This is a genomic window from Pseudidiomarina tainanensis (genome assembly GCF_004214835.1).
GTDB lineage: Bacteria > Pseudomonadota > Gammaproteobacteria > Enterobacterales > Alteromonadaceae > Pseudidiomarina > Pseudidiomarina tainanensis.
In genome coordinates this window covers 470653-497278 of the sequence record NZ_PIQJ01000001.1, presented here as the reverse complement: position 1 = coordinate 497278, position 26626 = coordinate 470653, and the positions used below count along the sequence as shown (strand labels likewise).

Here is a 26626-nt window from a genome sequence, read left to right as displayed (position 1 = left end):
ATTGTTGTTGTTTTACATCTGCGTACTGCGTAAGCAGTTACGTTAAGATTATGCAAAGATTAAGTTATCGCAAGATAAATTTATAATTTTTTTTAACAGATTGAATTTTTGGCAAAAAAAAGAGCTCGAGGGGAGAGCTCTTTTTATAGACTGTTGTGGCGAGGTCGCGGACACCGCGGATGCGAGGTCACGGACACTGCGGATGCGAGGTCACGGACACTGCGGAAGCCCCGGATATTAACGGCGCTTCGCGCCACCCGGCGTAGAACGCCGGGCTACGCCACGTTAATGGTTGGGATGATGTTGGCTTTGGCGGCGGCTTCTGCCTCGCGGAAAGCGTCCATCTGATCGAAGTTTAAGTACTTATAAACTTCGCCAGCCATCGCGTTAATATCTTGCGCGTATTCCATGTACTCTGCAGGCGTTGGCAATTTACCTAAGATAGCGCCTACTGCAGCCAATTCAGCTGAGGTTAAGTACACGTTTGCTCCGTCACCTAAACGGTTCGGGAAGTTACGCGTTGACGTCGACAATACAGTAGCACCTGGCTCAACACGTGCTTGGTTACCCATACACAGTGAACAACCTGGCATTTCAGTGCGCACGCCGTTGTTCGCGTAGATGTTGTAGTAACCTTCTTCGCGTAACTGCGCTTCGTCCATCTTGGTTGGTGGTGCAATCCACAAACGCGTGTTCAGCTCTTGGGTGTTCTTCTCAAGCAACTTACCTGCTGCGCGGAAGTGACCAATGTTGGTCATACATGAACCAATGAACACTTCGTCAACTTTATCGCCAGCAACTTCACTCAAGAATTTCGCGTCGTCTGGGTCATTCGGGCAACAAACAATTGGCTCTTTGATATCAGCCAAATCGATTTCGATGACAGCTGTGTATTCAGCATCAGCATCAGCACGCATTAATTGCGGGTTCGCTAACCACTCTTCCATCTTACGTGCACGACGCTCGAGCGTACGTGAATCACCGTAGCCTTCGTTGATCATCCAGCGCAACATGGTGATGTTCGAACGTAAGTACTCAGCCACTGATTCTTCTGACAAGTTGATAGTACAACCTGCAGCTGAACGCTCTGCTGAAGCGTCTGATAATTCGAATGCTTGCTCAACCGTTAAGTGATCCAAGCCTTCAATTTCAAGAATGCGACCCGAGAAGATGTTCTTCTTACCGCGTTTTTCAACGGTCAGTAAGCCTTCTTTAATGGCAAACGCAGGAATAGCGTGTACTAAGTCACGTAACGTGATTCCTGGCTGCATTTCACCTTTGAAACGCACCAATACTGACTCTGGCATATCCAACGGCATAACGCCTGTTGCTGCCGCGAACGCGACTAAGCCAGAACCTGCTGGGAACGAAATACCCAATGGGAAACGCGTATGCGAGTCACCACCCGTACCAACGGTGTCAGGTAACAACATACGGTTCAACCAGCTGTGGATAATACCGTCGCCCGGACGCAAGCTGACACCACCACGGTTCATGATGAAATCTGGCAAGGTGTGTTGCGTTTCGATATCGACAGGCTTCGGATACGCTGCCGTGTGACAGAATGACTGCATAGTCAAATCAGCGGTGAAACCTAAACATGCCAAGTCTTTCAACTCGTCACGGGTCATAGGGCCAGTCGTATCTTGCGAACCTACAGTGGTCATTTTCGGTTCGCAATAGGTGCCTGGGCGTACGCCTTCCATACCACAAGCTTTACCAACCATCTTCTGCGCTAAGGTATAACCTTTGCCAGTGTCAGCCGGTTGCTCAGGCTTCAAGAACAAGTCAGATGGACCCATACCTAAAGATTCGCGAGCTTTCTCAGTCAAACCGCGACCGATGATCAGGTTGATACGACCGCCAGCACGAACTTCGTCTAGAATCACGCGTGAAGCGTAGTCGTATTCAGCAATAACGTCGCCCGCTTCATTTTCGATTTTGCCGGCATATGGGTAAATAGTGATCACATCACCCATGTTCATTTTTTCAACGTCTGCTTCAAACACCAACGCGCCTGCGTCTTTCATGGTGTTGAAGAAGATTGGTGCAACCTTGCCACCAATACAGATACCGCCAGCGCGCTTGTTTGGCGTGCCTGGCATGTCTTCACCGATGAACCAAAGTACTGAGTTGGTTGCTGACTTACGCGATGAACCGGTACCTACAACGTCACCAACGAATGCAACTGGGTGACCTTTTTGCTTCAGCTCTTCAATTTGCTTCGCCGCATCAGTCACGCCTTCGCGTGGCATTTTGTACATTGCTTTGGCGTGTAACGGAATATCTGGGCGCGACCAAGCATCTGGTGCTGGTGACAAATCGTCCGTGTTAGTTTCGCCAGTTACTTTGAATACCGTTGCTTTAATCGCTTCTGGCATTTCGTCACGGCTAGTAAACCACTCGGCATCGGCCCATGATTCAATTACTTCTTTCGCCAATGCGTTGCCGTTTTTCATTTTCTCTTCCACATCGTGGAAGGCATCAAACATAAGCAATGTGTGCTTCAATTCTGCCGCAGCTAATTCGCCCAGTTCCGCGTCATCAAGCAACTCAACCAACGTCACGATGTTATAACCACCGTGCATGTTACCGAGCAATGATACCGCAGCATCTTTGCTGATAACTGGGCTGCTGGTTTCGCCTTTCACGATAGCTGACAAGAAGCCAGCTTTTACATAGGCTGCTTCGTCAACGCCTGGAGGCACACGCTCAGAAATAAGTTCAACCAGGAAGTCTTCTTCACCGGCTGGTGGGTTTTTCAATAATTCAACTAAATCAGCAACTTGCTCTGCTGTCAGTGGTTTTGGCGGAATGCCTTCTGCGGCCCGCTCTTCGACATGCTTACGATATTCTTGCAGCACTGGGTACCCCTTTTGCTGTTGCGGTTTAAAAGTGCGCAGAATTATACGAGGTTTTGTGACTGAATAAAATTCATAAGGGGATATATACGTCAATCTTTGCGATAAAAGCTGTGAATGGAGAGCAAAAGCGATATTAGCTATTGGATATTAGATATTAGAGAAAACATATATACCCGATACATCAGTTCTAATATCCAATATCCAATAGCTTATATCGTACTTGGTTTCCAACAGTTACGCTTTTTTACAATTCCGACATAAACCTTTCACAAATTTGGACTATCTTAATAGATGACATCTCGTGGGGGGATTAGTCATGAACACACATCTATTGAAAGGTCTTTTCTTAGCTGCAGCACTTACTTCTGCAGCCCCAGTTTTAGCTGAATCCGTCGAGTCAACCGAATTTGTTGATATGCCAGTGTACCGCTTTGTTTATTCTGCTGAGCGAGCTATTGGTAGCTGGGATCACAGTGTCGATATTGCGCGTAACGATATTCGCAACGAGACATCGAATGACATTAAAAGCGACTCGCACTTGAGTTTACAAGCTACTGGGGCGGCATTACGCGTGCAGTTTGGTTACGCAATTTATATTCCAGAAATTAAGCAGCCCTTAATCTGGAAAAAGCTGGTTTAAATACAAGTACGATATTAGCTATTAGATATTGGATATTTGCGCAAAAGTAGCGGGTATTCGTTTTATTCTAATATCTAATATCCAATAGCTAATATCACTTTTGATTTTCAAAAGTAATCCCAGATTATTTGGGCGGCGGGGCCAGCTATACGCTCGGCTGAACGCACCAAATGCACCTCTAAGTGAACTTGGTTGATGAAATCGGGAATGTCGATTCGCACGAGATCACCGCGCGCCAGCTCATCCACAATAATATCTCCCGGCACGATGCCCCACCCCATACCAGCAACTAATAATTCACGTTGTGCAATGGAATCATTCACACGAATGCGCTGTTGTCCGGGCATACGGATCATTCTATCGAGGTTTATGCCGACGTCTTGGTTTTGCGGCATGAGCATCGGGATATCGAGTAAATCACGGCGCTGTTTAGGCAGCCCATGCTTGGCTGCGAGGCTTGGCGAGATAGCAACTAAAAGTTCGAAAGGCCGCACAAGCTTGGTTTCAAAGTCACCATGTTGGCGAAACACGGGTAGCCACGGTGTCAGAGCTAAATCCGCCTCACCTTCACGCACCGCTCGTAATGATTTTAATTGCGCTTCGCCATTCAATAATAAATCAGTTGCTGGATAGCGCTCTTGCACGGCTCGCATCGCTTTAAACAAACTGGCCGGCGCACAGGTATGATCGTAAGAAATGCGTAATAGTGGCTCCGCTCCTTCGCGTAATTGTTGCGTTAAGCTTTGCAGCCGTTGCTGTTGCCTCAATACTTCTCGCGCCTGCCGCAGAAACTGTTCGCCAAAAGCAGTGAGTTTTAAACGATAGCCATCACGGTCAAACAATGGAAAACCTACCTCGTCCTCAAGCTTTTTAAGTGCCATACTGACAGCAGCTTGCGTTCGATGCAGTTGCTCGGCTGCACCTTGCAAGGTACCCGTTTCACTTAACGCATTGAGCATTTGGAGCTGCTGAATTTTCATGAATGATTATCCTTATTAAACTTTACTGAATATGTAGTCAAGATTAATTCAATATAAATTAACAAGAAACAAGGTAAAATCAAGTGCGATATTAGCTATTGGATATTAGATATTAGGGAAAACACACATACCTGATACATCAGTTCGAGTATCCAATAGCTAATATCGAATTGGCTTTTCTAATATCTAATATCCAATAGCTAATATCGTCGTTGCTTTTAAAGGAGAATTTATGCGCATTCAGGCTTTAATGCTGACCGGACTTGCCGCCCTCACCAGCTTAGTTGGCTGTAGCGAAGGCGTTGCGCCCGTTGCTCAGGAAGAAGTGGTGCAGCCGGTGAAGCTCTACACGGTTAACTTCTCTGATGATCAGCGGATTCGTCATTTTCCGGCGGTAGTTGAGGCGGCGCAAGTGGCACAATTGGCGTTTCGCGTTGGTGGTGAAATTACTGAGTTTCCGGTTAAGGCTGGTAATGAAGTGAAACAAGGCGAGTTGATTGCCAAGCTTGACCCGACCGACTACCAATTGGTGTTAGATCAAGCGCAGGCACGGTTTGAATTGGCGCAAGCTCAGTTTCGTCGGACCGAAAACCTCGTCGAACAAGGGGTGATTTCACCACAGCAATTCGATGAAGTGAAGTCCAATCTAGAAGTAGCACGAGCCAATTTGGAAACGGCACGCGCGAATGTGCGTTATACCGAGTTACGCGCACCTTTCGCGGGCACTGTGGCACATGTTTTTGTCGAACGTTACGAAACGGTGCAGCCACAGCGTGCGATTGCCACATTACAGATGAATAATGCGATTGATGTAAGTATTCGCGTACCAGAAGGGTTGTTTGCGCGGGTACAACGCAACACGAATTATCAGCCGGATGTTATTTTTGCGGCGGCACCTGAGCAAAAATTTAAAGCGACACCGAAAGAGTGGGACACCACTGCCGACCCCGCAACCAACACCTACAAGGTCGTGTTCACGTTACCCACACCCGAAAATTTAAATGTGTTGCCGGGGATGTCAGCGATGGTCGCGGTGGATGCTCAAGCGGTTTCGCAGCAACTGGATGCGGCGCTGATTGTACCCGCATCGGCGTTATTTTCGCCACCAACAAAAGCCCCAGACCAAGGTCATTTTGTGTGGGTATATGACCCGCAAACTGAGCGCGTGACTCAGCGTGAGGTCAACGTGCGTGCGTTGACAAATCGCGGAGCAGAAATCACCGACGGTCTCGCTGCCGGCGACCAAATTGTGATTGCCGGTGTTCATGCGATTAGCAATAACCAACGTGTGCGACCTTGGGTGAAGGAGCGTGGTCTGTGATGAATATTGCACGCTTCAGTATGAAGCGCAGCACCACCAGTTGGATGCTGCTGCTGATTCTTTTGTTGGGTGGCTTGGTGGCGCTACAAAATATCGGACGTTTGGAAGATCCGGAGTTCACCTTGAAGCAAGCGATGGTGATTACGCAATATCCAGGCGCTACAGCACAGCAAGTTGAAGAAGAAGTGACCTACCGGCTTGAAAACGCGATTCAAGAGCTCAGCTATGTCGACCACATTACGTCGGTCTCACAACCGGGTTTAAGTCAAATCACTATCGAAATGCATAGCACCTTGCGTAAGCATCAAATGCCGCAGGTGTGGGATGAGTTGCGTCGTAAAGTCAACGACTCGCGCAAAACCCTACCGCCTGGTAGCGGCGAGCCGATGGTCAAAGATGACTTTGCCGATGTTTACGGTATGACTTTTGCCATCAGCGGTGACGGATACAGTTATCAAGACATTGCTGACTACACCGATTATTTGCGCCGCGAATTAGTGCTGGTTAAAGGCGTCGGTAAAGTCATGGTGGCGGGCAAACAAAACGAACAAGTTATTGTTGAGGTTTCGCGCGAGAAGCTAGCTAACTTTGGCATTCCGCCGCAACAACTCGTCAATCTGTTACAAACCCAAAACGCGGTTAGCGACGCTGGCCGGGTGCAGGTGGGTCAAGAGCGTATTCGTTTACAAACCAGCGGCGAATTTAATAGTGTGGACGAGCTGGCCAATTTAATGATCAGCAATCCTGGCGCTGACGAGCGTATTTTGCTGCGCGACGTCGCAACGGTAACCCGTGAATACCAAGAGATTCCAACGCACTTAGTACGCTACAACGGGCGCGACTCATTATGGTTGGCGCTGTCTTTTGCTGAAGACGTGAACGTTGTTGAAGTTGGTGCGCGAGTAATGCAAAAGCTGGATGAACTGCGCTATGCCCAGCCCGTTGGTATGCAAGTCGACAAAATTTATGACCAACCTTCCGAAGTTGATCATTCAGTAAATAACTTCCTCATCAATCTTGCTGAAGCAGTCGTGATTGTTGTGATTGCGCTACTATTGACCATGGGCTTGCGCTCCGGCGTGCTGATTGGTGGGGTACTCCTCATTACCGTTCTCGGTAGCTTCATTTTTATGTATCTGATGGATATCCAATTGCAACGGGTATCGCTTGGTGCGCTGATTATTGCGCTGGGTATGTTGGTTGATAACGCCATTGTGATTGCCGAAGGTATGCTAGTTGGCGTCCGGCGTGGCTTGTCGCGCATTCAGGCAGCCAGTGACGTCGTCCAACAGAATATTTGGCCCTTACTGGGTGCTACGGCTATTGCCGTGATTGCGTTTGCGCCGATTGGTCTTTCGCGCGACGCAAGCGGTGAATATGCAAACTCACTTTTTTGGGTATTGTTTATTTCATTGCTATTAAGCTGGTTTACGGCGATCACGCTTACGCCGTTCTTAGGAAATATTCTATTCCGCAAAGACGCACGTGCGCGCTCGGCTCGCGAGCAACCTGAAGATGACGACCATGTTTATAACCACTGGGTATTCCGGGGTTATCGTGTGATGCTTCATCGTTTCTTGGCATGGCGCAAAACCACGATTGCGGTCATGTTACTGTTACTCATTGCGGCGGGTTACGGTTTCACGACCATTAAGCAATCATTTTTCCCGCCGAGCACAACGCCCATGGCATTCGTGGATTTGTGGTATCCGCAAGGTACTGATATTCGCGCGACGGCACAGCAAGTGAAACAACTTGAACATTACCTCAACGAACAATCTGACAGCGACGGATTGGTGTTTACCGCGGCAACGATTGGTCAAGGTGCTCCGCGCTTCACGCTAACCTACTTAGTTGAGAAGTCTTACGAAAGTTATGCACAGCTGATACTTCGCGCTGACAACACCGACCAACTCGAACAGGTATTGCTCGATTTCGAAGACTTCTTACGTACAGAGCAACCTGACGTTGAATACAAAATGAAGCCTCTTGAAATGGGCCCGACCCAAGCAGCCAAAATTGAAGCTCGTTTTAGTGGGCCTGACCCTGTGATATTGCGTCAATTGGCTGCGCAAGCTAGAGAAATTATGGCGCAAGACTCAGGCGTTCGTAATTTAAGGGACAACTGGCGCCAGCGTACGAAAGTATTAGTTACCGATTTCAATGAGGCGGCGGCACGGCGGTTGGGTATAACGAAAGCCGATGTAGACGACGTTCTTAAACGCAATTTTGCCGGGCAAACCGTTGGTATTTATCGCGATGGCACCGACTTGCTACCGATTGTCATGCGAGCGCCAGCTAACGAACGTAGTGACATTGATAATTGGCAAGAACTACAAGTGTACAGCTCGGCGCTCCAGCAGCATGTGCCGTTAGGTCAGGTCGTTCGCGATGTGCAACTCATGGCTGAGGATAATTTGATTGTTCGTCGTGACCGCAAACGGACGATTACGGTGATGGCGGATCACAATATTTTTGGCGATGAAACCCCAGCGATGGTGCTTGCTCGGGTGCGCCCTGCGATTGAAGCAATCGAACTGCCAGCGGGTTATGAGCTGACTTGGGGCGGCGAGTTTGAGGCTTCCAATAAAGCCACCGGTGCGATTTTCCAAGCACTGCCGTTAGCGTTTTTGGTGATGTTTATCATTACCGTATTGCTATTTAGCTCGATTCGTCAGGCCGGTGTGTTATGGACCACCGTGCCGTTGAGCGTCATTGGCGTCACCTTGGGCCTTGTGCTGACCAATCAACCCTTCGGATTCATGGCATTATTGGGCTTTCTGAGTCTCTCCGGCATGTTGATCAAAAACGGTGTGGTCTTGCTCGAGCAGGTTCGCGTGGAATTGCACTCTGGCAAAGAAGCGTTGCAAGCGTTAGTTGATGCATCAGTCAGCCGTGTGCGGCCGGTTACAATGACAGCAGCGACCACCATTGTCGGCATGATTCCATTGTTATTTGACGACTTTTTTGTCAGCATGGCCGTAGTTATCATGTTTGGTCTCGGCTTCGCCACCTTGTTAACATTAGTGGTGGTTCCTGTCATGTATGCTTTGGTGATGCGCGTTAAATGAACATCAATGTGTTAGGTGCCAGTGGTGGCTTAGGTGGGCTCACTGGCACTACTTGCTTGCAAGTGAATGAATCGCTCTTGATTGATGCCGGCACTGGCGTCACGCAGTTGTTACTGAAACAAATGCAGCAAGTACGGCATATTTTTTTAAGCCACAGCCACAGTGATCATATCTGCTGTTTACCCATGTTACTGGGTAATCTCTTTAACGTTGCCGATGCCAGCTCGCCAGTGACAGTGTATGGTTCCCACGACACCCTAGAGGCACTGCGAGAACATGTTTTTAATTGGGTGATTTGGCCAGATATGCGGGAGCTCCCGTCCAAAGACAAACCCTTGTTGCGTCTGCAGGAAATCAGCGCCGGTGAACAGATTTGTATTGGTGATGTGTGCATTGAGCCATTTCGTACCTACCACACTGTTCCCACCTTCGGTTTTGCAATCCGCAAAGAGAACCAAACCACGGCGTTTGTAGCCGACACGGGTTATGCCGACAGCGTGATTGAGAATATCAACGCACTGGGGCCACTCGATGACATCATTTTTGAATGCTCATTTCCGAATGAACTTGAATCGGTTGCGAATCAATCCTGCCATTTAACGCCGCAGTTATGTTTGCGATTGCTTGAGGGGCTGCATTCACAGCCCCGCCGAGTATGGATTAATCACTTGAAACCTGATGTGGCTGATGCGGTGCATAAACAACTTCGTGAACTTCAGCCACCGCAAGGGTGGCAGGTGCTGCTTTAAACGTTATTCGTTATTCGTTATTCGTTATTCGTGAGTGGCACTTTAAACAAAGTGATACTTCTTTGCTACGAATGAGAATGTATTGTGAAAGTTGAACTGGTTACTAGCTTGAAGCGCCGAGCTACCAAAATTCCCACGACGTGGTCGCATACCTCCTGAATTACCAAACTCGGTTTATCGTGAATTAGTCGTCCCGCCGTGTCGCATTTTTTGTAAATGCGAACAGCAGCGGGTTATCATTGTGCATGTGATGCGAGACGAGCAACAGTTACGCCTGTTTATGCTCGGCACGAGCTAACGTGTAGCGGTGATACAACCAATACACGGCTGGTAGCACGAATAAGCTAAGTAGTGGCGCAGCGACCATACCGCCAATCATGGGCGCTGCGATGCGCTGCATCACTTCACTTCCGGTACCGTGGGTGAGCATAATTGGCAACAAGCCAGCAATAATAGTAATTACCGTCATTGCCTTAGGCCGAACACGCTGAACCGCACCTTCCATAATCGCATCGTGTAATCCTTGTTCCGAGCGCGACTGACTGTCACGCCAGGCGTTATTGAGATACAACAGCATCACGACCCCGAACTCAGCCGCGACGCCTGCCAGTGCGATCATCCCGACCACGACGGCAATGGATAAGTTGTAACCAAGCAACCAGATGAACCATAAGCTTCCGGCAAGCGCCAGCGGCAAGGTTGCCATAATGAGCACCGCTTGTTTAAAAGAACGGAAAGTTAAGTAAAGCAGGATCAGAATAACCGCTAGGGTGACTGGCACGACTTCTTTGAGTTTCGCTTGAACGCGTTGCATTGACTCATATTGCCCTGACCAACTGACGCTGTACCGCGGTGGAAGTTGGTACTCACTTACAAGAGGCTGTGCTGCTGTTAATACATCACCAACTGCAACATTATCGGCGACATCGACGAAGACCCACCCCGTTGGGCGAGCATTTTCGCTACGGATCATGGCCGGCCCGACGGTAACTTCGACGCTAGCAACTTGTTCCAGCGTTACCCATGCACCATCTTTGCTCACTAAGGGTAAGGTTTTCAAACGCTCAACATGATCACGATCTGCACGCGGATAACGTAAGGTAATTGGATAGCGCTCAGTACCTTCGACAGTTTCCGCAATCGTCGCACCACCGATACCGAATTGGATGGCAGTTTGGATATCGGCTTGGCTTAAACCGTAACGCGCTGCACGAGCTAAATCAGGACGAATTTCAATATAACGTCCGCTTGCTGGGCGTTCCGCAAATACTGATTTAACTCCCGCAACATCCTGTAAGCGCTGTTCTAGGTCGGCACCAATACGCTGAATTTCACTTAAGTCAGGCCCTGCGATTTTTAGACCCAGTGGCGTTTTCAAGCCGGTTGAAAGCATATCAATGCGCGTTTTAATTGGTTGCACCCACGCATTCGTGATACCTGGCACACGTACGGTGGCATCCAATTCAGCGATAATATCGTGAATAGTAAAGCCTTCTCGCCACTCACTTTGCGGTTTCAGCTGAATGGTGGTTTCGAGCATGGTTAACGGCGCTGGGTCGGTTGCCGTTTGGGCGCGACCGGTCTTACCAAACACGGTATCAACTTCAGGTACTTGCTTAATCAACCGATCGGTTTGTTGTAGCAATTGACCAACCGCCGCAGGGCTAATTCCCGGCATTGTGGTTGGCATATATAGTAAATCACCTTCTTGCATGGTTGGCATAAACTCGCTACCAATCTTGCTATAAGGATAGTAAGCACTCACTGCCGCCAGTATCGCAAAGACAATCGTGAATCGCGGCCAATTCAATACCACATTTAGTAAGGGACGATACAATGCAACCAGTAGCCGTGTGATGGGATTACGCTGCTCGCTGATAATTTTACCACGTACGAAATAGCCCATTAACACCGGTACGAGTGTAATCGACAGCAATGCGGCCGCAGCCATCGCAAACGTTTTCGTGTATGCAAGCGGTGCAAATAGCCTACCTTCTTGCTGCTCTAACGCGAACACCGGAACGAAACTTAAGGTAATAATGAGTAGCGATAAAAATAGTGCAGGACCAACTTCCGCTGTGGCTTTTGCCATAACCTGCCAATGTTCAGCGCCACGTGGTTCATCGCCATGCTGTTCACGGTAACGCTCAAGATGTTTATGCGCGTTCTCAACCATCACAATGGCAGCATCAACCAATGCACCGATGGCAATCGCAATACCGCCAAGGCTCATGATATTGGCGTTGATACCAAGCCAACGCATCACCATAAAGCTGATCAGTACGGCCAGCGGCAACGTAATAATCGCCACCAGAGCCGAGCGCATGTGCAATAAAAACAGCACCGTTACCAGAGCAACAAAGGCCATCTCTTCAATAAGTTTATTGGTTAAGTTGTCGACTGCGCGTTCAATCAATTGCGAGCGGTCATATACCGGCGTAATTTCAACGCCTTCCGGAAGGCCTTGTTGCAGAGTTTTAAGCTTATCGCGCACACGTTCGATGGTTGCTAACGCGTTCTCGCCATGACGCATCACCACAATTCCGCCGACCACTTCGCCTTCACCGTTAAACTCAGCGATACCGCGACGACTCAGCGGCCCACGACGTACTGTCGCCACGTCATCCAATGTGATGGCTGTGCCTGCGCTGCTACGCACATTGAGTGGCAACTGACGTAAATCGTCGAGCGACTGAATATAGCCGGTACCGCGCACCATAAATTCTGCTTCAGCCATTTCCACAATACCGCCGCCAACTTCTTGGTTAGCTGCTTGAATAGCTTGACGGATATCAACAATGGTTAAACCATAAGTTTGCAGGCGCTGCGGCTCAATCACCACTTGATAGGCTTGCACCATGCCGCCGACTGTCGCAATCTCCGATACGCCGCTCACGCTTTGTAGCTCTTGCTTTAAGAACCAGTTTTGCAAACTAGTCAGCTGACCCAGATCGTGCGTGCCTGTGGTATCGGTAAGCACGTATTGAAATACCCAGCCGACACCGCTGGCATCAGGGCCTAGTTCAGGCGTCACGCCAGCTGGTAGTTGCTGTTGTGCCTGACTCAGATATTCAAGAACTCGGCTGCGCGCCCAATAAATATCGGTGCCATCTTCAAACAAAATATATAAATATGAATCACCGAAAAACGAGTAACCGCGTACTTCAGATGCGCCCGGAACCGCAAGCATGACGTTCGCTAGCGGCCAAGTGACTTGCTCTTCAACCAGTTGCGGCGCTTGACCCGGATAACTTGTTTTCACAATCACCTGCACATCGGAAAGGTCAGGTATCGCATCGAGTGGTGTGGTGGTCATCGCGCGCCAGCCAAACCACGCCGCAAGCATGGCGGCAATCAGCACCAGCATGCGGTTGCGTAGCGAGGCATTAATGATGTGCGTGAGCATCAGTTGCCTCCTGTTCGCCGGTTGCGCGGCTATTTAACAAAGTCGCTTCTGAATCTAATAAGAATTGACCGGAAACAACGACTCGCTCACCGGCTTCGAGACCGTGCAAAATTTCTGCTTGGTCGCCGATCACCAGTCCGACGTGAACGTCACGTTGCTCGAACGTATTGTCAGTGGTTTTCACGATCACGCGATTGTTTGCACCGGTAACAATCAGGCTACTTAGTGGCACCGTCAACGCTTCACGCTTGGGTCCACCATATAACTCAACCTGCGCTTGCATACCAACTAATAAGCTATTACCCACTTGGCTATTGGGAAGTTTAATCCGCACGCGCTGCGTTCTTGCACGCTCATCAAGCGATGGATAAATGTATTCGATTTCGGTTTCGTAACCGTTGAGGTTCGCCTGTGGCAAAGTCACATCAACCGGCGCGCCTACGCGAAGCCAATCGCTGTATCGCTCAGGTACATCGGCAATGAGCCAAAAACTTTCATCACCTGTAAGTGTGAGCATGGCTAAACCTGGCTCTACGTACATGCCTTCTGCAACGTTAAGCTGCGTAACAACACCTGCCTGCGGGGCAAACACGGGCACGCGATACATGATTTCGCGACTCTGCTCGATTTCCTTAATAAGTTGCGGAGCAAAGCCAAGTAACTCAAGACGTAGCTTGGCATCGCGCACTAATCTCGCATTGCTCGCACTGTTGCTCAAAACTTGAAGTAAATCCTGCTGCGCCACCACAAGTTCACGGCTGTATATGTCATAAATACGATCGCCTTTCTGGACTTGCTTCCCTTCGCTACGCACATAAAGCTTTTCGATCCAACCGGCGGCGCGGGCATGCACATGATGGCGCGCGTTATCATTCCAAGCCACCTGCGCGATGGTTGGGTAATAACGCCACAACGTATCGTATGTCACGGCGGTGGTACGAATGGCAAGATTTTGCTGCATCGAACCACTCACTTGCACCGACTTCTCTTCTTGGCGCTGCCGCGGCTCAAGATCCATGCCGCAAATCGGGCACGTGCCGGGCTCATCACTGATAATATGACTGTGCATTGGGCACACATATTCGGTGCTTTGTTGAGACTGTTCGCTTTGTTCGCTGTGATTATGGTTGAGTTCGAACTCTTGCGCGTGACCCTGCGGCAACGCGAATGCCAAACACAGTATTGCAGTGAATAAACGTAAAATTGTCATAAGAAAACCTGCCAATAAAAATTAAAACGCACAAGCATCGGTGCTTGCGTTGCAACGAGTTTTAATTAGGCAGACATTGGAGGGCGCAGTTGGCCTTCTTGACGCGACAACGGCACAGCTTGCAGGCTTGGCCATTGCTCGAAAATACTTAGGTTAGTTTGTAATTGAATCGCGGTAATCAAACCACTGGCTGAAGAGCTACAGTGATGCTGACAATCACCGCAACTGTTATCGCAGTTGGTGTGAGGGTTTGCTGAAACTTGTGCCTTTTCAGTATCGCAACAATCGTGATTGGCATGAGTGCCTTCCATGTCTTGATCAGATATTTGATGTTGCATGTGCTGATCTGGCGTTACTGGCATAGCTTCCCATGCTTGCCCCGAAAACGGCGCCAGCAATAAGCTTACAATAATCATCAGTTTCAACAATATTTGCATGGCAGATAGTATAAACCCACTTCTGGGGTAATTACCAGAAGTGGGTTTTGCACTTAATTAGCCAACTTGCCTTACCAAATGGTAACGCGCTCTTCTGGCGGTAAGTACAACTCATCGCCTGGCTTCACATCAAAGGCTTCGTAAAACGCTGGAATGTTAACGACAGTACCGTTAACGCGATAGTCTGCTGGTGAGTGCGGATCGCTCAGCACTTGGTTACGAACGAATTCGTCACGTGCTTTGTTTTTCCATACTTGTGCCCAGCCTAAGAATACGCGTTGCTCACCGGTAAAGCCGTCCATGACTGGCGATTCTTTGCCGTTCAATGAATTGACATAAGCACGATAGGCAATGGTTAAACCAGCCAAGTCACCAATATTCTCACCCAAGGTCAATTTACCGTTGATGAAGGTTTCTGGAATCACTTCATAGCTATCATACTGAGCAGCTAATTGTGAGCCACGCGCATCAAATGCTTCGCGGTCGCCGTCAGTCCACCAGCTATTCAAGTTACCGTCGCCGTCATACTTCGAACCTTGGTCATCAAAACCATGGCCTAGTTCGTGACCGATAACCGCACCGATACCGCCGTAGTTCACAGCGTCTTCAGCATTCATGTCAAAGAATGGCGGTTGCAAGATACCTGCCGGGAACACAATTTCATTACGCACTGGGCTGTAATACGCGTTCACGGTCTGTGGTGTCATACCCCAGTCTTCTTCTTTAACCGGCTGGCCAATTTCAGCGATATTCTCTTGGTAGTCAAACGCGTACGAACGCTTCACGTTTTCGACCAAGTTATCGTCAGAAACAACCAAGCCTGAATAATCGCGCCATTCGCTCGGATAGCCCACATATGGGGTAAACTTGCTGAGTTTTTCGAGCGCTTTTTCTTTGGTCTCGTCAGACATCCATTCAAGATCTTTAATCGACTCGCCATAAGCCACAATCAAGTTGTCGACCAACTCTTCCATGCGCGCTTTGGCTGCCGGCGGGAAGTATTCTGCAACGTATAACTGACCCAACACTTCGCCTAATGCGTTATCGGTTGCGTCTACACCACGTTTCCAGCGCGGCTCTTGCTCTGGCGTACCACGGAGTACTTTGCCGTAGAATGCGAAGTTACGATCGTTGATTTCTTCAGTGAGCATTGACGCAAAGCGGTTCACTGTGCGCAATGTCATGTAATGCTTCCACGTTTCAACGCTCACATCGTCGAACATGTCGCCAAATGTTTCAAAGTAGCTCAACTGAGACACAATGTATTGGTCAGCAACGTCAATACCGGTGATTTTTGCGTAGGTTGGGAAATCAAAACTACCCATCAACGCAACCATTTCGTCGGTTGATTTTGGATTATAGGTCGCTTCTGCGTCGCGACTTTGCACGCGGCTCCAATGTGCTTGAGCAATTTTGGTTTCGAGTTCTAAAATCGCATCCGCTGCTGCTTCGGCTTCTTCGTAATCCACCAACGCCAAAATATCTTTGATGTAGGCTTTATAAGCGTTACGAATCTCAACGAATTTCTCTTCGTCTTTGAGATAGTAATCGCGGTCTGGCAAGCTCAAACCTGACTGACCCATATACAGTGCATTGTAATCAGGGTTTTTCTTGTCGCCGTAAACATAGAAGCCAAATGGACCACTGACGCCAATTTTCGCCAGCTCAGCGAAGCGTTCAACGACATCGGCATGAGTTTCAACTTGTGCAATGGCTTGCAAGTCTGCTGCGATTGGCGTGTAACCCAGGCTATTTAACTTTTCGACGTCCATATAGCTGTTGAAGAAGTCACCGATTTTTTGAGCATTTGAGCCCTCTTCCGCTTCTTGAGCTGACGCGGTTTCAATCAGTGTACGTAGACGTTCTTGATTACGCTCACGCAATTCAAGGAACGAGCCGATACGTGATTTGTCGGCTGGTATTTCAGTATTTTCATACCAGGTACCATTCACGAATTGGAACAGATCGTCTTGTGGGCGTACGTCGGTATTAAAAGCGTCTAGACGCAAGCCTGAAGTCAGTTGCTGCTGTGGTTGCTCTTGCTTGGCTTGTTGGTTTTGTTGTTCGGTGGTTTGTTGTGGCGAGCATGCAGCTACGCCTAACGCGAGCGCAACGCTCAGCGCAATAGTACTTACTTTATTCATAGGTTCCCCGTTTATCTTATTGACCAATCGCTTTGTCAGTAAATCTCTAATAACCTTTCTACCTTAAGCCATGCGCCTTTTGTGTACAACACAAAAGCTATGCTAAGTACCGCAGCTGCCGGATTTTTTGTCGCAAATTGTTTCGGGAAGGGAAAGAAAAAACCCCGTGAGGTGAGTCACGGGGTTTTGGTATTAACTACTTTTTCGCTTTTTTGTTCGGGAGGTCGGTGATTGAGCCTTCGAACACTTCAGCGGCCAAACCTACTGATTCGTGTAGGGTTGGGTGCGCGTGAATGGTCAGCGCAATGTCTTCTGCGTCGCAGCCCATTTCGATGGCCAAGCAGATTTCGCCGAGTAACTCACCCGCGTTTGAACCAACGATAGCACCACCGATGATGCGGTTGTTTTTATCGAACAACAACTTGGTGAAGCCGTCCGTTGCGCCTTGCGCAATCGCACGGCCAGAAGCTGACCATGGGAATACGGCTGCTTCGTACTCGACGCCTTGCTCTTTCGCTTCTTTCTCGGTCAAACCTGCCCATGCCACTTCTGGATCAGTATAAGCAATTGAAGGAATCACTTTCGGATCGAAGAAGTGTTTCTTACCGGCAATGACTTCGGCAGCAACGTGGCCTTCGTGAACCGCTTTGTGCGCCAACATTGGTTGACCAACGATGTCACCGATCGCGAAGATGTTCTTCACGTTGGTGCGCATTTGGTTGTCAACTTCAATGAAGCCACGGTCAGTCACATTCACGCCAGCATTTTCTGCGCCAAGTTTCTTACCGTTTGGTGCACGACCTACGGCAACCAATACCGCGTCATACTTCACTGGCTTCTCTGGAGCTTTGTCGCCTTCGAAGGTCACGTGAATGCCGTCTTTCTTAGCTTCTACTTTCGCCGCTTTGGTGTTCAACATGATGTTGTCGAACTTCTTCGAAATCGACTTGGTGAATGCTTTGATAATGTCTTTATCAGCTGGTGGAATCAGCTGCTCGGTCATTTCGACTACGTCAACTTTCGCACCTAGTGCGCTGTATACACAGCCCATTTCTAAACCGATGATACCGCCGCCCAAAATCAACATACGACCTGGAACAAATGGTAATTCTAACGCATCCGTTGAATCCCAAATACGCTCATCGTCGTGCGGTACGAATGGTAATTTAATCGATTGTGAACCAGCGGCGATAATCGCGTGCTCGAAGTTCACCACGGTTTCGTTGCCTTCTGCGTCTTTTACTTTCAGTTGTTTGTCGCTCGCGAATTCGCCAACGCCATTCACAACTTTCACTTTACGCATTTTCGACATTTGACCTAAGCCACCGGTTAACTGACCGATAACTTTTTCTTTATGAGAACGAATTTTGTCGAGGTCGATTTTTGGTTCGCCGAATTCGACACCTTCAGCGCCCATGTGCTTCGCATCTTCAATATGCTTGGCAATGTGCAACAATGCTTTCGAAGGAATACAACCGACGTTCAAACAAACGCCGCCTAAGGTGCTGTAGCGCTCAACCAATACGGTTTCTAAACCTAAGTCAGCAGCACGAAACGCTGCCGAGTAACCACCTGGGCCGCCACCGAGAACGACAACTTGGGCCTTCACTTCTTTGCTCATATCAACCTCGTTAGAATTCGGTAAAAACTCTTCGGTAAAAACGTTGGGGCTGATTATAACAGCCCCGGCACGATTTGTTTAATTTATAGAACTAATTTGCGAATGTCAGAAAGCACTGCGCTCAAGTACACACTAAATCGCGCGGCTACGGCACCGTCAATGACACGATGGTCGTAGCTTAAGCTCAATGGCAACATCAAGCGTGGCTCGAAGTCTTTGCCATTCCATTTCGGCTTCATCTCACTCTTCGATACACCCAAAATTGCGACATCAGGCGCATTCACAATCGGCGTAAAGGCTGTACCGCCAATGCCGCCAAGGCTAGAAATTGAGAAACAACCGCCTTGCATGTCTTGCGCTTTCAGCTTGCCGTCACGCGCTTTCGCACTGATTTCAAGGAGTTCGTCCGACAATTCATAGATGCCCTTCTTATCGACATCACGAATCACTGGAACCACCAAGCCATTTGGCGTATCGACCGCAATACCGATGTGCACGTATTTCTTCATGATCAGGTGTTCGCCATCGTCCGCCAGCGACGAATTGAATACCGGATACTCGCGCAATGCTTTGGCAACCGCTTTCATAATGAATACTAACGGGGTGATCTTCACACCGTCTTTTTTCTTCGCTTGCAGCTCGTTTTCCTGCTTACGGAAGGCTTCAAGCTCAGTGATATCCGCTTCATCAAATTGCGTGACATGTGGAATCGTCACCCAGTTGCGGTGCAGATTCGGGCCTGAAATCTTCTGGATGCGCGTTAATGGCACTTCTTCAATTTCACCAAACTTGCTGAAGTCCACTTTCGGTGGCGCAATCACTTGTAAGCCGCCAGCACCTTGAGCGACACCACTAGAAGCTGTTGCTTTCGGGCGTGACAATTCATACTTCACGTACTCTTGCACGTCTTCTTTCAAGATGCGTTCTTTGCGACCTGAGCCTTTCACTTGGTTTAAGTTAACACCAAACTCATGAGCCAACCGGCGCACAGCAGGCGATGCATAGGCCAAGCCTTCCGCTTTCGATTTTTTGTCGAGCGGGTGATCAGGAACCGGAGGTTTACGCTCGGCGGATTTGTCGGGGTCTTTGCCGTCGTTGGATGCCTCAGCTTTAGCTGGTGACTTTTCTTCGTCTGCTGAGCCGGTAGATTGGGTGTCAGACCCCGCTGGCGCGGCGTCAGACACCGGAGCGGCGGATACTTCGAGCATCACAACGAGTGAGCCTTGTTTAACTTTGTCGCCGACTTTGACTTCCACTGACTTCACCACACCCGCTTCTGGGCTTGGTACGTCCATCGTTGCCTTGTCGGTTTCAAGAGTGATCAAACCGTCTTCAGCGTTGATTTCGTCGCCTTCACTCACCAACACTTCGATCACGTCGACTTCGCCATCTTCGCCGATGTCAGGGACTGTGACTTCTATCACTTTCTTCTCGCCGCCTGCTGGCTTGTCTTTGTTTGATGACTCTGCTGCGCTAGGTGATTCATCTTCGTCTGCTGAGCCAGTAGGTTGGGTGTCAGACCCCGCTGACGCGGCGTCAGACACCGTTTCATCTACTGCGTCAGACTCCTGCGCTGCTTCGAACATCGCCAACAGGTCGCCTTCTTTGATTTTGTCGCCCACTTTGACTTTCATTTCAGCGACGACGCCAGCAAATGGCGCCGGGATATCCATCGACGCCTTATCGCTCTCAACGGTAATCAGCGAGTCTTCTGCTTCAAGGCTATCGCCTTTGCTAACTAATATCTCGATGACTTCAACTTCATCACCGCCCACATCGGGGGCTTTTACTTCTTTTAAATCTGCCATTATTGCCTCCGCTCCCGTTGCTTACGCGTACAGTGGGTTGATTTTGTTCGTATCAATGCCGAAGTCTTTGATAGCTTTTTCCACTACCTTGGCATCGATATCGCCCGCTTTCGCCAGCTCAGTCAACGCAGCTACTGCAATGTAATGTGCATTCACTTCAAAGTGACGACGTAAATTATCGCGGCTATCTGAGCGCCCGAAGCCATCTGTACCCAATACACGATATGGTGTTGGTACCCATGCACGGATCTGGTCAGCGTACTGTTTCATGTAATCCGTTGCGGCAATCGTTGGGCCTTTCGCCTTGCTCAATACATCAGTGACATAAGCGGTTTTCTGCTTCTTACCTGGGTTGAGCATGTTGTAACGCTCAACGTCATAGCCATCGCGCGCCAATTCGTTGAATGACGTCGCACTGTAGACCTTCGCAGTAATACCGAAGTCATCGGCTAATAATTTCGCCGCTTCGCGTACTTGTTGCAAAATAGTACCCGAGCCTAACAACTGAACTTCACCCTTGGCACTTTTCGCTTTGTGCGTTTCGAACTCGTATAAGCCTTTGAGGATTCCCTCTTCCACGCCCTCTGGCATTTCTGGCTGTTGGTAGTTCTCATTCATCACGGTGATGTAATAGAACACGTTCTCTTGCTCACCATACATACGACGTAAGCCGTCTTGAACAATCACTGCCACTTCATAACCATACGTTGGGTCATACGTGATGCAGTTTGGCACGGTGTTGAACAAGATATGACTGCTACCGTCTTGGTGCTGCAAACCTTCGCCGTTTAGGGTCGTGCGTCCAGCCGTACCGCCGACCAAGAAACCGCGCGCTTGGCTATCGCCTGCCGCCCATACCAAGTCACCCACACGTTGGAAACCAAACATCGAGTAATAAATATAGAACGGAATCATCGGCTCATTGTTGGTCGAGTAGCTGGTTGCGGCCGCCACCCACGACGCCATGGCGCCTAGCTCATTGATACCTTCTTGCAGTACTTGGCCTTTTTTATCTTCACGGTAATAAGCAACTTGATCAGAGTCTTGTGGTTCGTATTTCTGACCTTGACTCGAGTAGATACCTACTTGACGGAACAAACCTTCCATACCAAAGGTACGTGCTTCGTCAGGGATAATCGGCACAATACGCTGACCAATTTTCTTGTCTTTTAACAACGCTGTGAGAACACGAACAAACGCCATGGTGCTTGAGATTTCACGCTCACCAGAACCTTTGGTCACTGCCTCAAATGCTTTCAACGAAGGAATTTCAAGCTCAACCGTCGTTTGCGGTAGACGCTTCGGCATAAAGCCGCCAAGCGACTCACGGCGCTCGCGCATATACTTCATTTCTTCGCTGTCTTCAGGGAACTTGTAGAACGGAATGTCTTCAAGCTCGCTGTCTTTAATTGGAATGTTAAAGCGGTCGCGGAAGTGTTTGATCGCTTCCATATCCATTTTCTTCACTTGGTGCGCAATGTTTTTACCTTCACCAGCGGCACCCATACCGTAACCTTTGACGGTTTTCGCTAAGATGACCTGCGGACGACCTTTGGTGTTCACCGCTTTGTGATAAGCAGCGTACACTTTCATTGGATCGTGACCACCGCGGTTTAAGCGCCAGATATCCTCGTCGGTGAGGTTCGCGACCATGGCTTTGGTTTCTTCCGTTTTACCGAAGAAGTGCTCACGGGTATACGCACCACCTTTCGCTTTGTAGTTCTGATATTCACCGTCAACGCTGCTTTGCATGATGTCGGCAAGTTTACCTTCGGTATCGCGATACAGGAGAGGATCCCAATAGCGGCCCCAAATCACTTTAATTACTTCCCAGCCCGCGCCACGGAACGTGCCTTCAAGCTCTTGAATGATCTTGCCGTTACCACGTACCGGACCGTCTAAGCGCTGCAAGTTACAGTTCACGATGAAGGTCAGGTTATCCAAACCTTCGCGGGTTGCTAAGCCAATTGCACCCAAGCTTTCCGGTTCATCCACCTCACCATCACCTAAGAAACAGTACACGCGCTGATTTGAGCAATCTTTGATGCCGCGATCAGTGAGGTACTTCAAGTAACGTGCTTGGTAAATCGCCTGCATTGGGCCCAAACCCATAGATACTGTTGGGAACTGCCAGAAATCAGGCATCAAGTGCGGGTGTGGGTATGAAGGAATACCGTTGCCATCCACTTCTTGACGGAAATTGTTTAATTGGTCTTCGCTAATACGGCCTTCCAAGAATGCGCGCGCATAGATACCTGGACATGCGTGACCTTGAATGTATAGATAGTCACCGCCGTCTTGCTCGGTTGGCGCACGGAAAAAGTGGTTGAAACCAACATCGTACAGCATGGCTGATGACGCGAAGCTGGAGATATGACCGCCAAGCTCTAGATCTTTCTTCGAAGCCCGCAAAACCATCGCCAATGCGTTCCAACGAATCGCCGAACGAATGCGATGTTCGATGGTGCGGTTACCTGGCATTTCCGGCTCTTGGCTGGCCGGAATCGTGTTGAGGTAAGCCGTGGTTGCATTAAATGGTAGATACGCACCGCTACGGCGAGCTTTTTCAATTAAGCTTTCGAGCAAGAAATGGCCACGTTCTGGGCCGTCTTCTTCCAACACGACCTCGAGAGCTTCAAGCCACTCGCGCGTTTCTTGCGGGTCGATGTCGTCTTTTAAATGGTCAGTCATACTTCTGTCCTTACCCTTGCTGAGTTCGGCGTAGCGACCGCTGAATCCGCGACTGTTCACGGTTCGAGGCGAGCAACGCATGTTCAATATAGGCTAGCAACTGATGACAAGCTTCACGCGCTTGTTCGGGTTCACCAGCCGTGATGGCAGCAACAATTTGCTGCCGATGTTCATGTAACTGCTGCATGACCCCGGGCTTGTGCGCGAGGTCATGCAGGTTTTGCTGAATATTTTTCTGCAACAGTGGCAGCATACTGCGTACCAAGTGCAATAGGATCACATTGTGTGACGCTTCGGTAATACGCAAATTGAATTCGGTCAGTGCCTGCGCCTGTGCGGCAAGCTCCCCACCTGGGTCCTTTTGTAATGCCTCAAACGCCGCAGCAATTGCTTCAATATCTGCGGCAGTGCCGCGCATGGCGGCATAATACGACGAGATACCTTCAAGCGCATGACGAAACTCAAGCAAATCAAATTGTGATTCCGGATGTTGCGCCAGTAAGTCTAGCAAAGGTTCAGCAACACGCTCTTGCATGTTATCGCACACGTAGGTGCCGCCACCTTGACGTCGCTCAACTAAGCCGCGGGCTTCGAGTTTTTGAATAGCTTCGCGCAGGCTTGGCCGCGATACCGAGAATTGCGCGGCTAAATCGCGCTCAGACGGGAGCCGCGCTCCTGCTTCGAGCGTGCCGTCGACGATCATGCCTTCAATGCGGTCCATGATGACGTCGGATAGTTTGGTTTGCTGTATGCGCTGGAAAGTCATAGTTAACGTCAAACCCGATATTAGCTATTAGATATTAGATATTCGAAGAGCCACTTCGATATTTGCTATTGGATATTAGACAAACAACAAATGCCCGATACGTCGGAGCTAATATCTAATATCCAATAGCTAATATCGCTCTTGTTGGTTTTTGGTCATACCAATAGACCAGCATTTTAGATCAGTGGCGTAGAAAAGCCAAACAGATTCCGCTTAGAGCCAGCCGCCAATCGTCAATAACGCAACGAAAACGATATATAACAAGAAGTTACGCTTCACAAGCGCGGTAGTGGTCGGAGCAGTGAGGTCCTCGGCAAGCTCTGCAACTTTGGTCAGTGCAATAAAGTTATTTTGTGGTTTATTGCCGATGGAGTTGAGCCACGTTGCCATTGCTTTTGAGAAATTGCCGACAAGTAAGAAGCCTAAGGTCATCAAGCGTGTTGGTAACCAATCAATCAGTTGATTGACTAATTGCCAGCGCGAATTATGTGGGTGACGCATGTCGCGCAGTGTGGCGTACACCAGCGCGCCAGCTACGCCAAGTAACACGAAATAAATCATCACCGCAAAGTAATGGCGCAAGTGTATCCACAAGAGTAGGTGTTCGACCGGTGCAGCTTCGTTGCGGCCTGATGCTTGTTGCAGCAATCTCAGTTGCTTTGCTTGTTCTGCGCCATCTTCGTCTTGCTCTGCTTGCAGATAGGCTTTGTATGCTGCGCGTGCGGCGGGTGCTTGAATAGCACTGAGTAGTCCGGCGCTGCTGACTAAAAACGTAAGCAGAACGTTGTCGAGCAGGAGGAGAACAAATCCAATAAGCAACGCAGGGATAATCGCCCAGAGCACGTATCCGAGATCATGCTGGCGCCAGTCTTCCAACTTGGTATTGCGTACTTGCCAGTGTTGCCAGTGTTGCCAGCGCAGAATAATACGGCGCCAGTGCAGGTTGCGAGTAATCTCGAGCGTTCGTTCTAATGAATACGCAAGCAATATTGCCAACAAGTACATGCTTATACCTTTTCGCTAACAAGTTGTTTGAAGTATGACCAATCAAATGCTGGGCCTGGGTCGGTCTTGCGCACCGGCGCAATATGTTGGTGCCCTACTATACGATGCCGCGTTAACGCTGGGTAGTGCTGCAAGAGTTGTTCGACCACTTCCGCTAAACGCTGATATTGTGCTTTAGTGTACGGCTGCTCGTCGGTTCCCTCAAGCTCAATGCCAATACTAAAATCATTACAATGGCGGCGACCGCAATATTGCGAGCGACCCGCATGCCATGCACGACGATGAAATGGGACGTATTGTAAGAGCTCGCCGTCGCGTCTAATTAGGCAGTGGGCGGAAACGCGTAGGCCTTCAAGTATGCTGAAATCTGGATGGGCGGTCGTATCGAGCGTACCCATAAATAGGTCATCAATATACGGCCCACCAAACTCCCCGGCTGGCAAACTGATTCCATGCACCACCAGCAAGTTAATATCTTCTGGATCAGGACGCTCGTCGGCATGCGGTGATTCGCGCTTGGTTGCTTGTTTTAACCAGCCGTTGTTAATCATAGAACATCTCAAAGCCTCGTTGGCAGCATACGTTGATGTATTATTCCGTGAATGACTATGGTGTTTTGCTCAACCATGTAAAAAATTATATGACTCTCAAATGGATAACTCTGATATTTAGAATCTAAATTTATATTCAGTTTCCCTAGTTGAGGAAATTCACATAATAGCTTTATTGTCGATTCGATTTGTTCAATGTAATCATTCGCTTTTAATACTCCCCATCGACCAACTGTATACTCCCGAATTTCCACAAGGTCATCTAGTGCTAACGGCGTAAATTTATAATCAAGCATCAGTCATATTTACCAGCGAGTATATCCGTGAATACAGTTTCTCCATCGTGAAGCAGACCTGCTCGCGCTTGCTCTTCAGACGCTTTCAGCCTTGCTTTCAGTGCTTCGAGCTTCATGTGCTCAATTAATTCATATTCTTCAACTGACATCATCACAGCAACTGGCTTACCGTTCTTATTTATTCTTACGGGAGCGCTCTGCACACTCATGATGAGTTCGCCGAAATGCGTTTTCGCTTCATTGGCGGTGACCGTCTTCATATTAACTCCGATTAAATCGAACGATTTAATTAAATTAGTCCATTTCATCAAGCTATTCCACTTTAAATTTTGATAGTAAGATACTTTTAGGTAATTTAATTTGATTACTTTTTTCGATGTAATTATATTTAATTACTTTATTGCCTTGCTTTATTATCTAAGGAACTCATCACATGCCTGCTCAATTTGCTGCGTTAATGGGAGATATCGTTGAATCTCCTAATCAAAGCGCTGATAGCCGCCGACATCTCGGTGCGCATATTGAGCTTGGGTTGAGGCTGATTCATGACTATATCCCACTTTCATATGAAGTTTTTCGAGGGAGTCGCTTCGTTATCGAAACCGAGCACGCCGAGCAAGCCGTAACAATTGCGTTATTGCTACGCTTGTTTCTTAAATCCAAGCAGCAACGGGAAGATTGGGATGTACGCATTGGCGTGGGCGTTGTAACTCAAGATGCTAGCGAGTACACGACGAGTAAACACCGCGCTGAAAAGCTTGCTGAAAAAGCGTTGAGAACAATTAAAAAAGAACGTTTGTGTATTCAAACTGAAAACAACGACCTAAATGAGCGATTATCTCTGACAACCAAATTCGCCGATGCGTTACTTACAGCCTTAACAACAACGCAAGCGCAAGTGCTTAGTTACTATCTGCGATTTATGCCAATGACCCATCAGGCTTTAGCAACCAAACTCAATAAGTCACGCGTTAATGTCACGCAAATACTCAATAGTACGCATTACAAATTGTTTGAACTGTATTTGTTAGAAACCCGAGAAATTCTAAGTATGCGTGAATAATCA

19 protein-coding genes and 1 pseudogene are annotated in these 26626 nt (G+C 48.7%); 6 read left to right on the top strand and 14 right to left on the bottom strand.

From position 1 onward, the window contains the following. Positions 1–275: 275 nt before the first annotated feature. Positions 276–2864 carry a bifunctional aconitate hydratase 2/2-methylisocitrate dehydratase gene (gene acnB / locus CWI82_RS02435; protein ID WP_130202545.1) on the bottom strand — a complete coding sequence of 863 codons (2589 nt, stop codon included), beginning with the start codon at positions 2862–2864 and terminating at the stop codon, positions 276–278. Between the two features lie 316 nt (positions 2865–3180). On the opposite strand from acnB, the gene CWI82_RS02430 reads away from it, so the two are divergent. Continuing rightward, the gene (locus CWI82_RS02430) at positions 3181–3504 is read left to right on the top strand and encodes a hypothetical protein (RefSeq protein WP_130202544.1); all 324 of its coding nucleotides are present in this window, start codon (positions 3181–3183) and stop codon (positions 3502–3504) included. A gap of 107 nt (positions 3505–3611) precedes the next feature. Here the strand turns inward: CWI82_RS02430 and CWI82_RS02425 are convergent, their stop codons facing one another. Continuing rightward, positions 3612–4484, bottom strand: coding sequence for a LysR family transcriptional regulator (locus CWI82_RS02425; RefSeq protein ID WP_130202543.1), 873 nt, complete (start codon positions 4482–4484; stop codon positions 3612–3614). Positions 4485–4716: 232 nt separating this feature from the next. On the opposite strand from CWI82_RS02425, the gene CWI82_RS02420 reads away from it, so the two are divergent. The 4 genes and pseudogenes from CWI82_RS02420 to CWI82_RS02405 form a co-directional block, all read left to right on the top strand. Beyond that, complete coding sequence (locus CWI82_RS02420) at positions 4717–5805, top strand: efflux RND transporter periplasmic adaptor subunit (protein WP_233340176.1); 1089 nt, start codon at positions 4717–4719, stop codon at positions 5803–5805. Beyond that, entirely contained in the window at positions 5805–8876 is a 3072-nt protein-coding gene (locus CWI82_RS02415; RefSeq protein WP_130203187.1) for an efflux RND transporter permease subunit, read from the top strand. The genes CWI82_RS02420 and CWI82_RS02415 overlap by 1 nt, the downstream gene beginning before the upstream one ends. Then, complete coding sequence (locus tag CWI82_RS02410; RefSeq protein ID WP_092856437.1) at positions 8873–9625, top strand: 3',5'-cyclic-nucleotide phosphodiesterase; 753 nt, start codon at positions 8873–8875, stop codon at positions 9623–9625. The genes CWI82_RS02415 and CWI82_RS02410 overlap by 4 nt, the downstream gene beginning before the upstream one ends. A gap of 130 nt (positions 9626–9755) precedes the next feature. Beyond that, positions 9756–9923, top strand: a pseudogene (locus CWI82_RS02405) (type II toxin-antitoxin system RelE/ParE family toxin); the annotation flags it as partial. On the opposite strand, the gene CWI82_RS02400 reads toward CWI82_RS02405, so the two are convergent. From CWI82_RS02400 to CWI82_RS02345, 12 genes are all read right to left on the bottom strand, one after another. Then, entirely contained in the window at positions 9894–13031 is a 3138-nt protein-coding gene (locus CWI82_RS02400; RefSeq protein WP_130202542.1) for an efflux RND transporter permease subunit, read from the bottom strand. The pseudogene CWI82_RS02405 and the gene CWI82_RS02400 overlap by 30 nt on opposite strands. Continuing rightward, positions 13012–14241 carry an efflux RND transporter periplasmic adaptor subunit gene (locus CWI82_RS02395; RefSeq protein WP_130202541.1) on the bottom strand — a complete coding sequence of 410 codons (1230 nt, stop codon included), beginning with the start codon at positions 14239–14241 and terminating at the stop codon, positions 13012–13014. Before CWI82_RS02395 ends, CWI82_RS02400 begins: the two co-directional genes overlap by 20 nt. A gap of 65 nt (positions 14242–14306) precedes the next feature. Continuing rightward, positions 14307–14657, bottom strand: coding sequence for a hypothetical protein (locus CWI82_RS02390; protein ID WP_130202540.1), 351 nt, complete (start codon positions 14655–14657; stop codon positions 14307–14309). 92 nt (positions 14658–14749) lie between these two features. After that, positions 14750–16822: a M13 family metallopeptidase gene (locus CWI82_RS02385; protein ID WP_130202539.1), complete on the bottom strand. Its 2073-nt coding sequence runs from the start codon at positions 16820–16822 to the stop codon at positions 14750–14752. A gap of 196 nt (positions 16823–17018) precedes the next feature. Further along, a complete protein-coding gene (lpdA, locus tag CWI82_RS02380; protein WP_130202538.1) occupies positions 17019–18443 on the bottom strand; it encodes a dihydrolipoyl dehydrogenase in 1425 nt (474 codons plus the stop codon). Positions 18444–18526: 83 nt separating this feature from the next. Beyond that, entirely contained in the window at positions 18527–20251 is a 1725-nt protein-coding gene (gene aceF / locus CWI82_RS02375) for a dihydrolipoyllysine-residue acetyltransferase (RefSeq protein ID WP_130202537.1), read from the bottom strand. A gap of 21 nt (positions 20252–20272) precedes the next feature. Then, positions 20273–22942, bottom strand: a complete 2670-nt coding sequence (aceE, locus tag CWI82_RS02370) for a pyruvate dehydrogenase (acetyl-transferring), homodimeric type (protein WP_130202536.1) — start codon at positions 22940–22942, stop codon at positions 20273–20275. 10 nt (positions 22943–22952) lie between these two features. Continuing rightward, positions 22953–23708, bottom strand: a complete 756-nt coding sequence (gene pdhR, locus CWI82_RS02365) for a pyruvate dehydrogenase complex transcriptional repressor PdhR (protein WP_092856462.1) — start codon at positions 23706–23708, stop codon at positions 22953–22955. 213 nt (positions 23709–23921) lie between these two features. Next, the gene (gene ampE / locus CWI82_RS02360) at positions 23922–24713 is read right to left on the bottom strand and encodes a regulatory signaling modulator protein AmpE (protein ID WP_130202535.1); all 792 of its coding nucleotides are present in this window, start codon (positions 24711–24713) and stop codon (positions 23922–23924) included. A 2-nt stretch (positions 24714–24715) separates the two neighbouring features. After that, complete coding sequence (gene ampD, locus CWI82_RS02355; protein WP_130202534.1) at positions 24716–25264, bottom strand: 1,6-anhydro-N-acetylmuramyl-L-alanine amidase AmpD; 549 nt, start codon at positions 25262–25264, stop codon at positions 24716–24718. Between the two features lie 8 nt (positions 25265–25272). Next, a complete protein-coding gene (locus tag CWI82_RS11560; RefSeq protein ID WP_092856471.1) occupies positions 25273–25560 on the bottom strand; it encodes a type II toxin-antitoxin system RelE/ParE family toxin in 288 nt (95 codons plus the stop codon). Next, entirely contained in the window at positions 25560–25820 is a 261-nt protein-coding gene (locus tag CWI82_RS02345) for a type II toxin-antitoxin system Phd/YefM family antitoxin (protein WP_130202533.1), read from the bottom strand. Before CWI82_RS02345 ends, CWI82_RS11560 begins: the two co-directional genes overlap by 1 nt. A 173-nt stretch (positions 25821–25993) precedes the next feature. Here CWI82_RS02345 and CWI82_RS02340 point away from each other — a divergent pair, with 173 nt between their 5' ends. Then, positions 25994–26623 (top strand): hypothetical protein, encoded by a 630-nt coding sequence (locus CWI82_RS02340; protein WP_130202532.1) that lies wholly within the window; start codon positions 25994–25996, stop codon positions 26621–26623. Positions 26624–26626 lie beyond the last annotated feature (3 nt).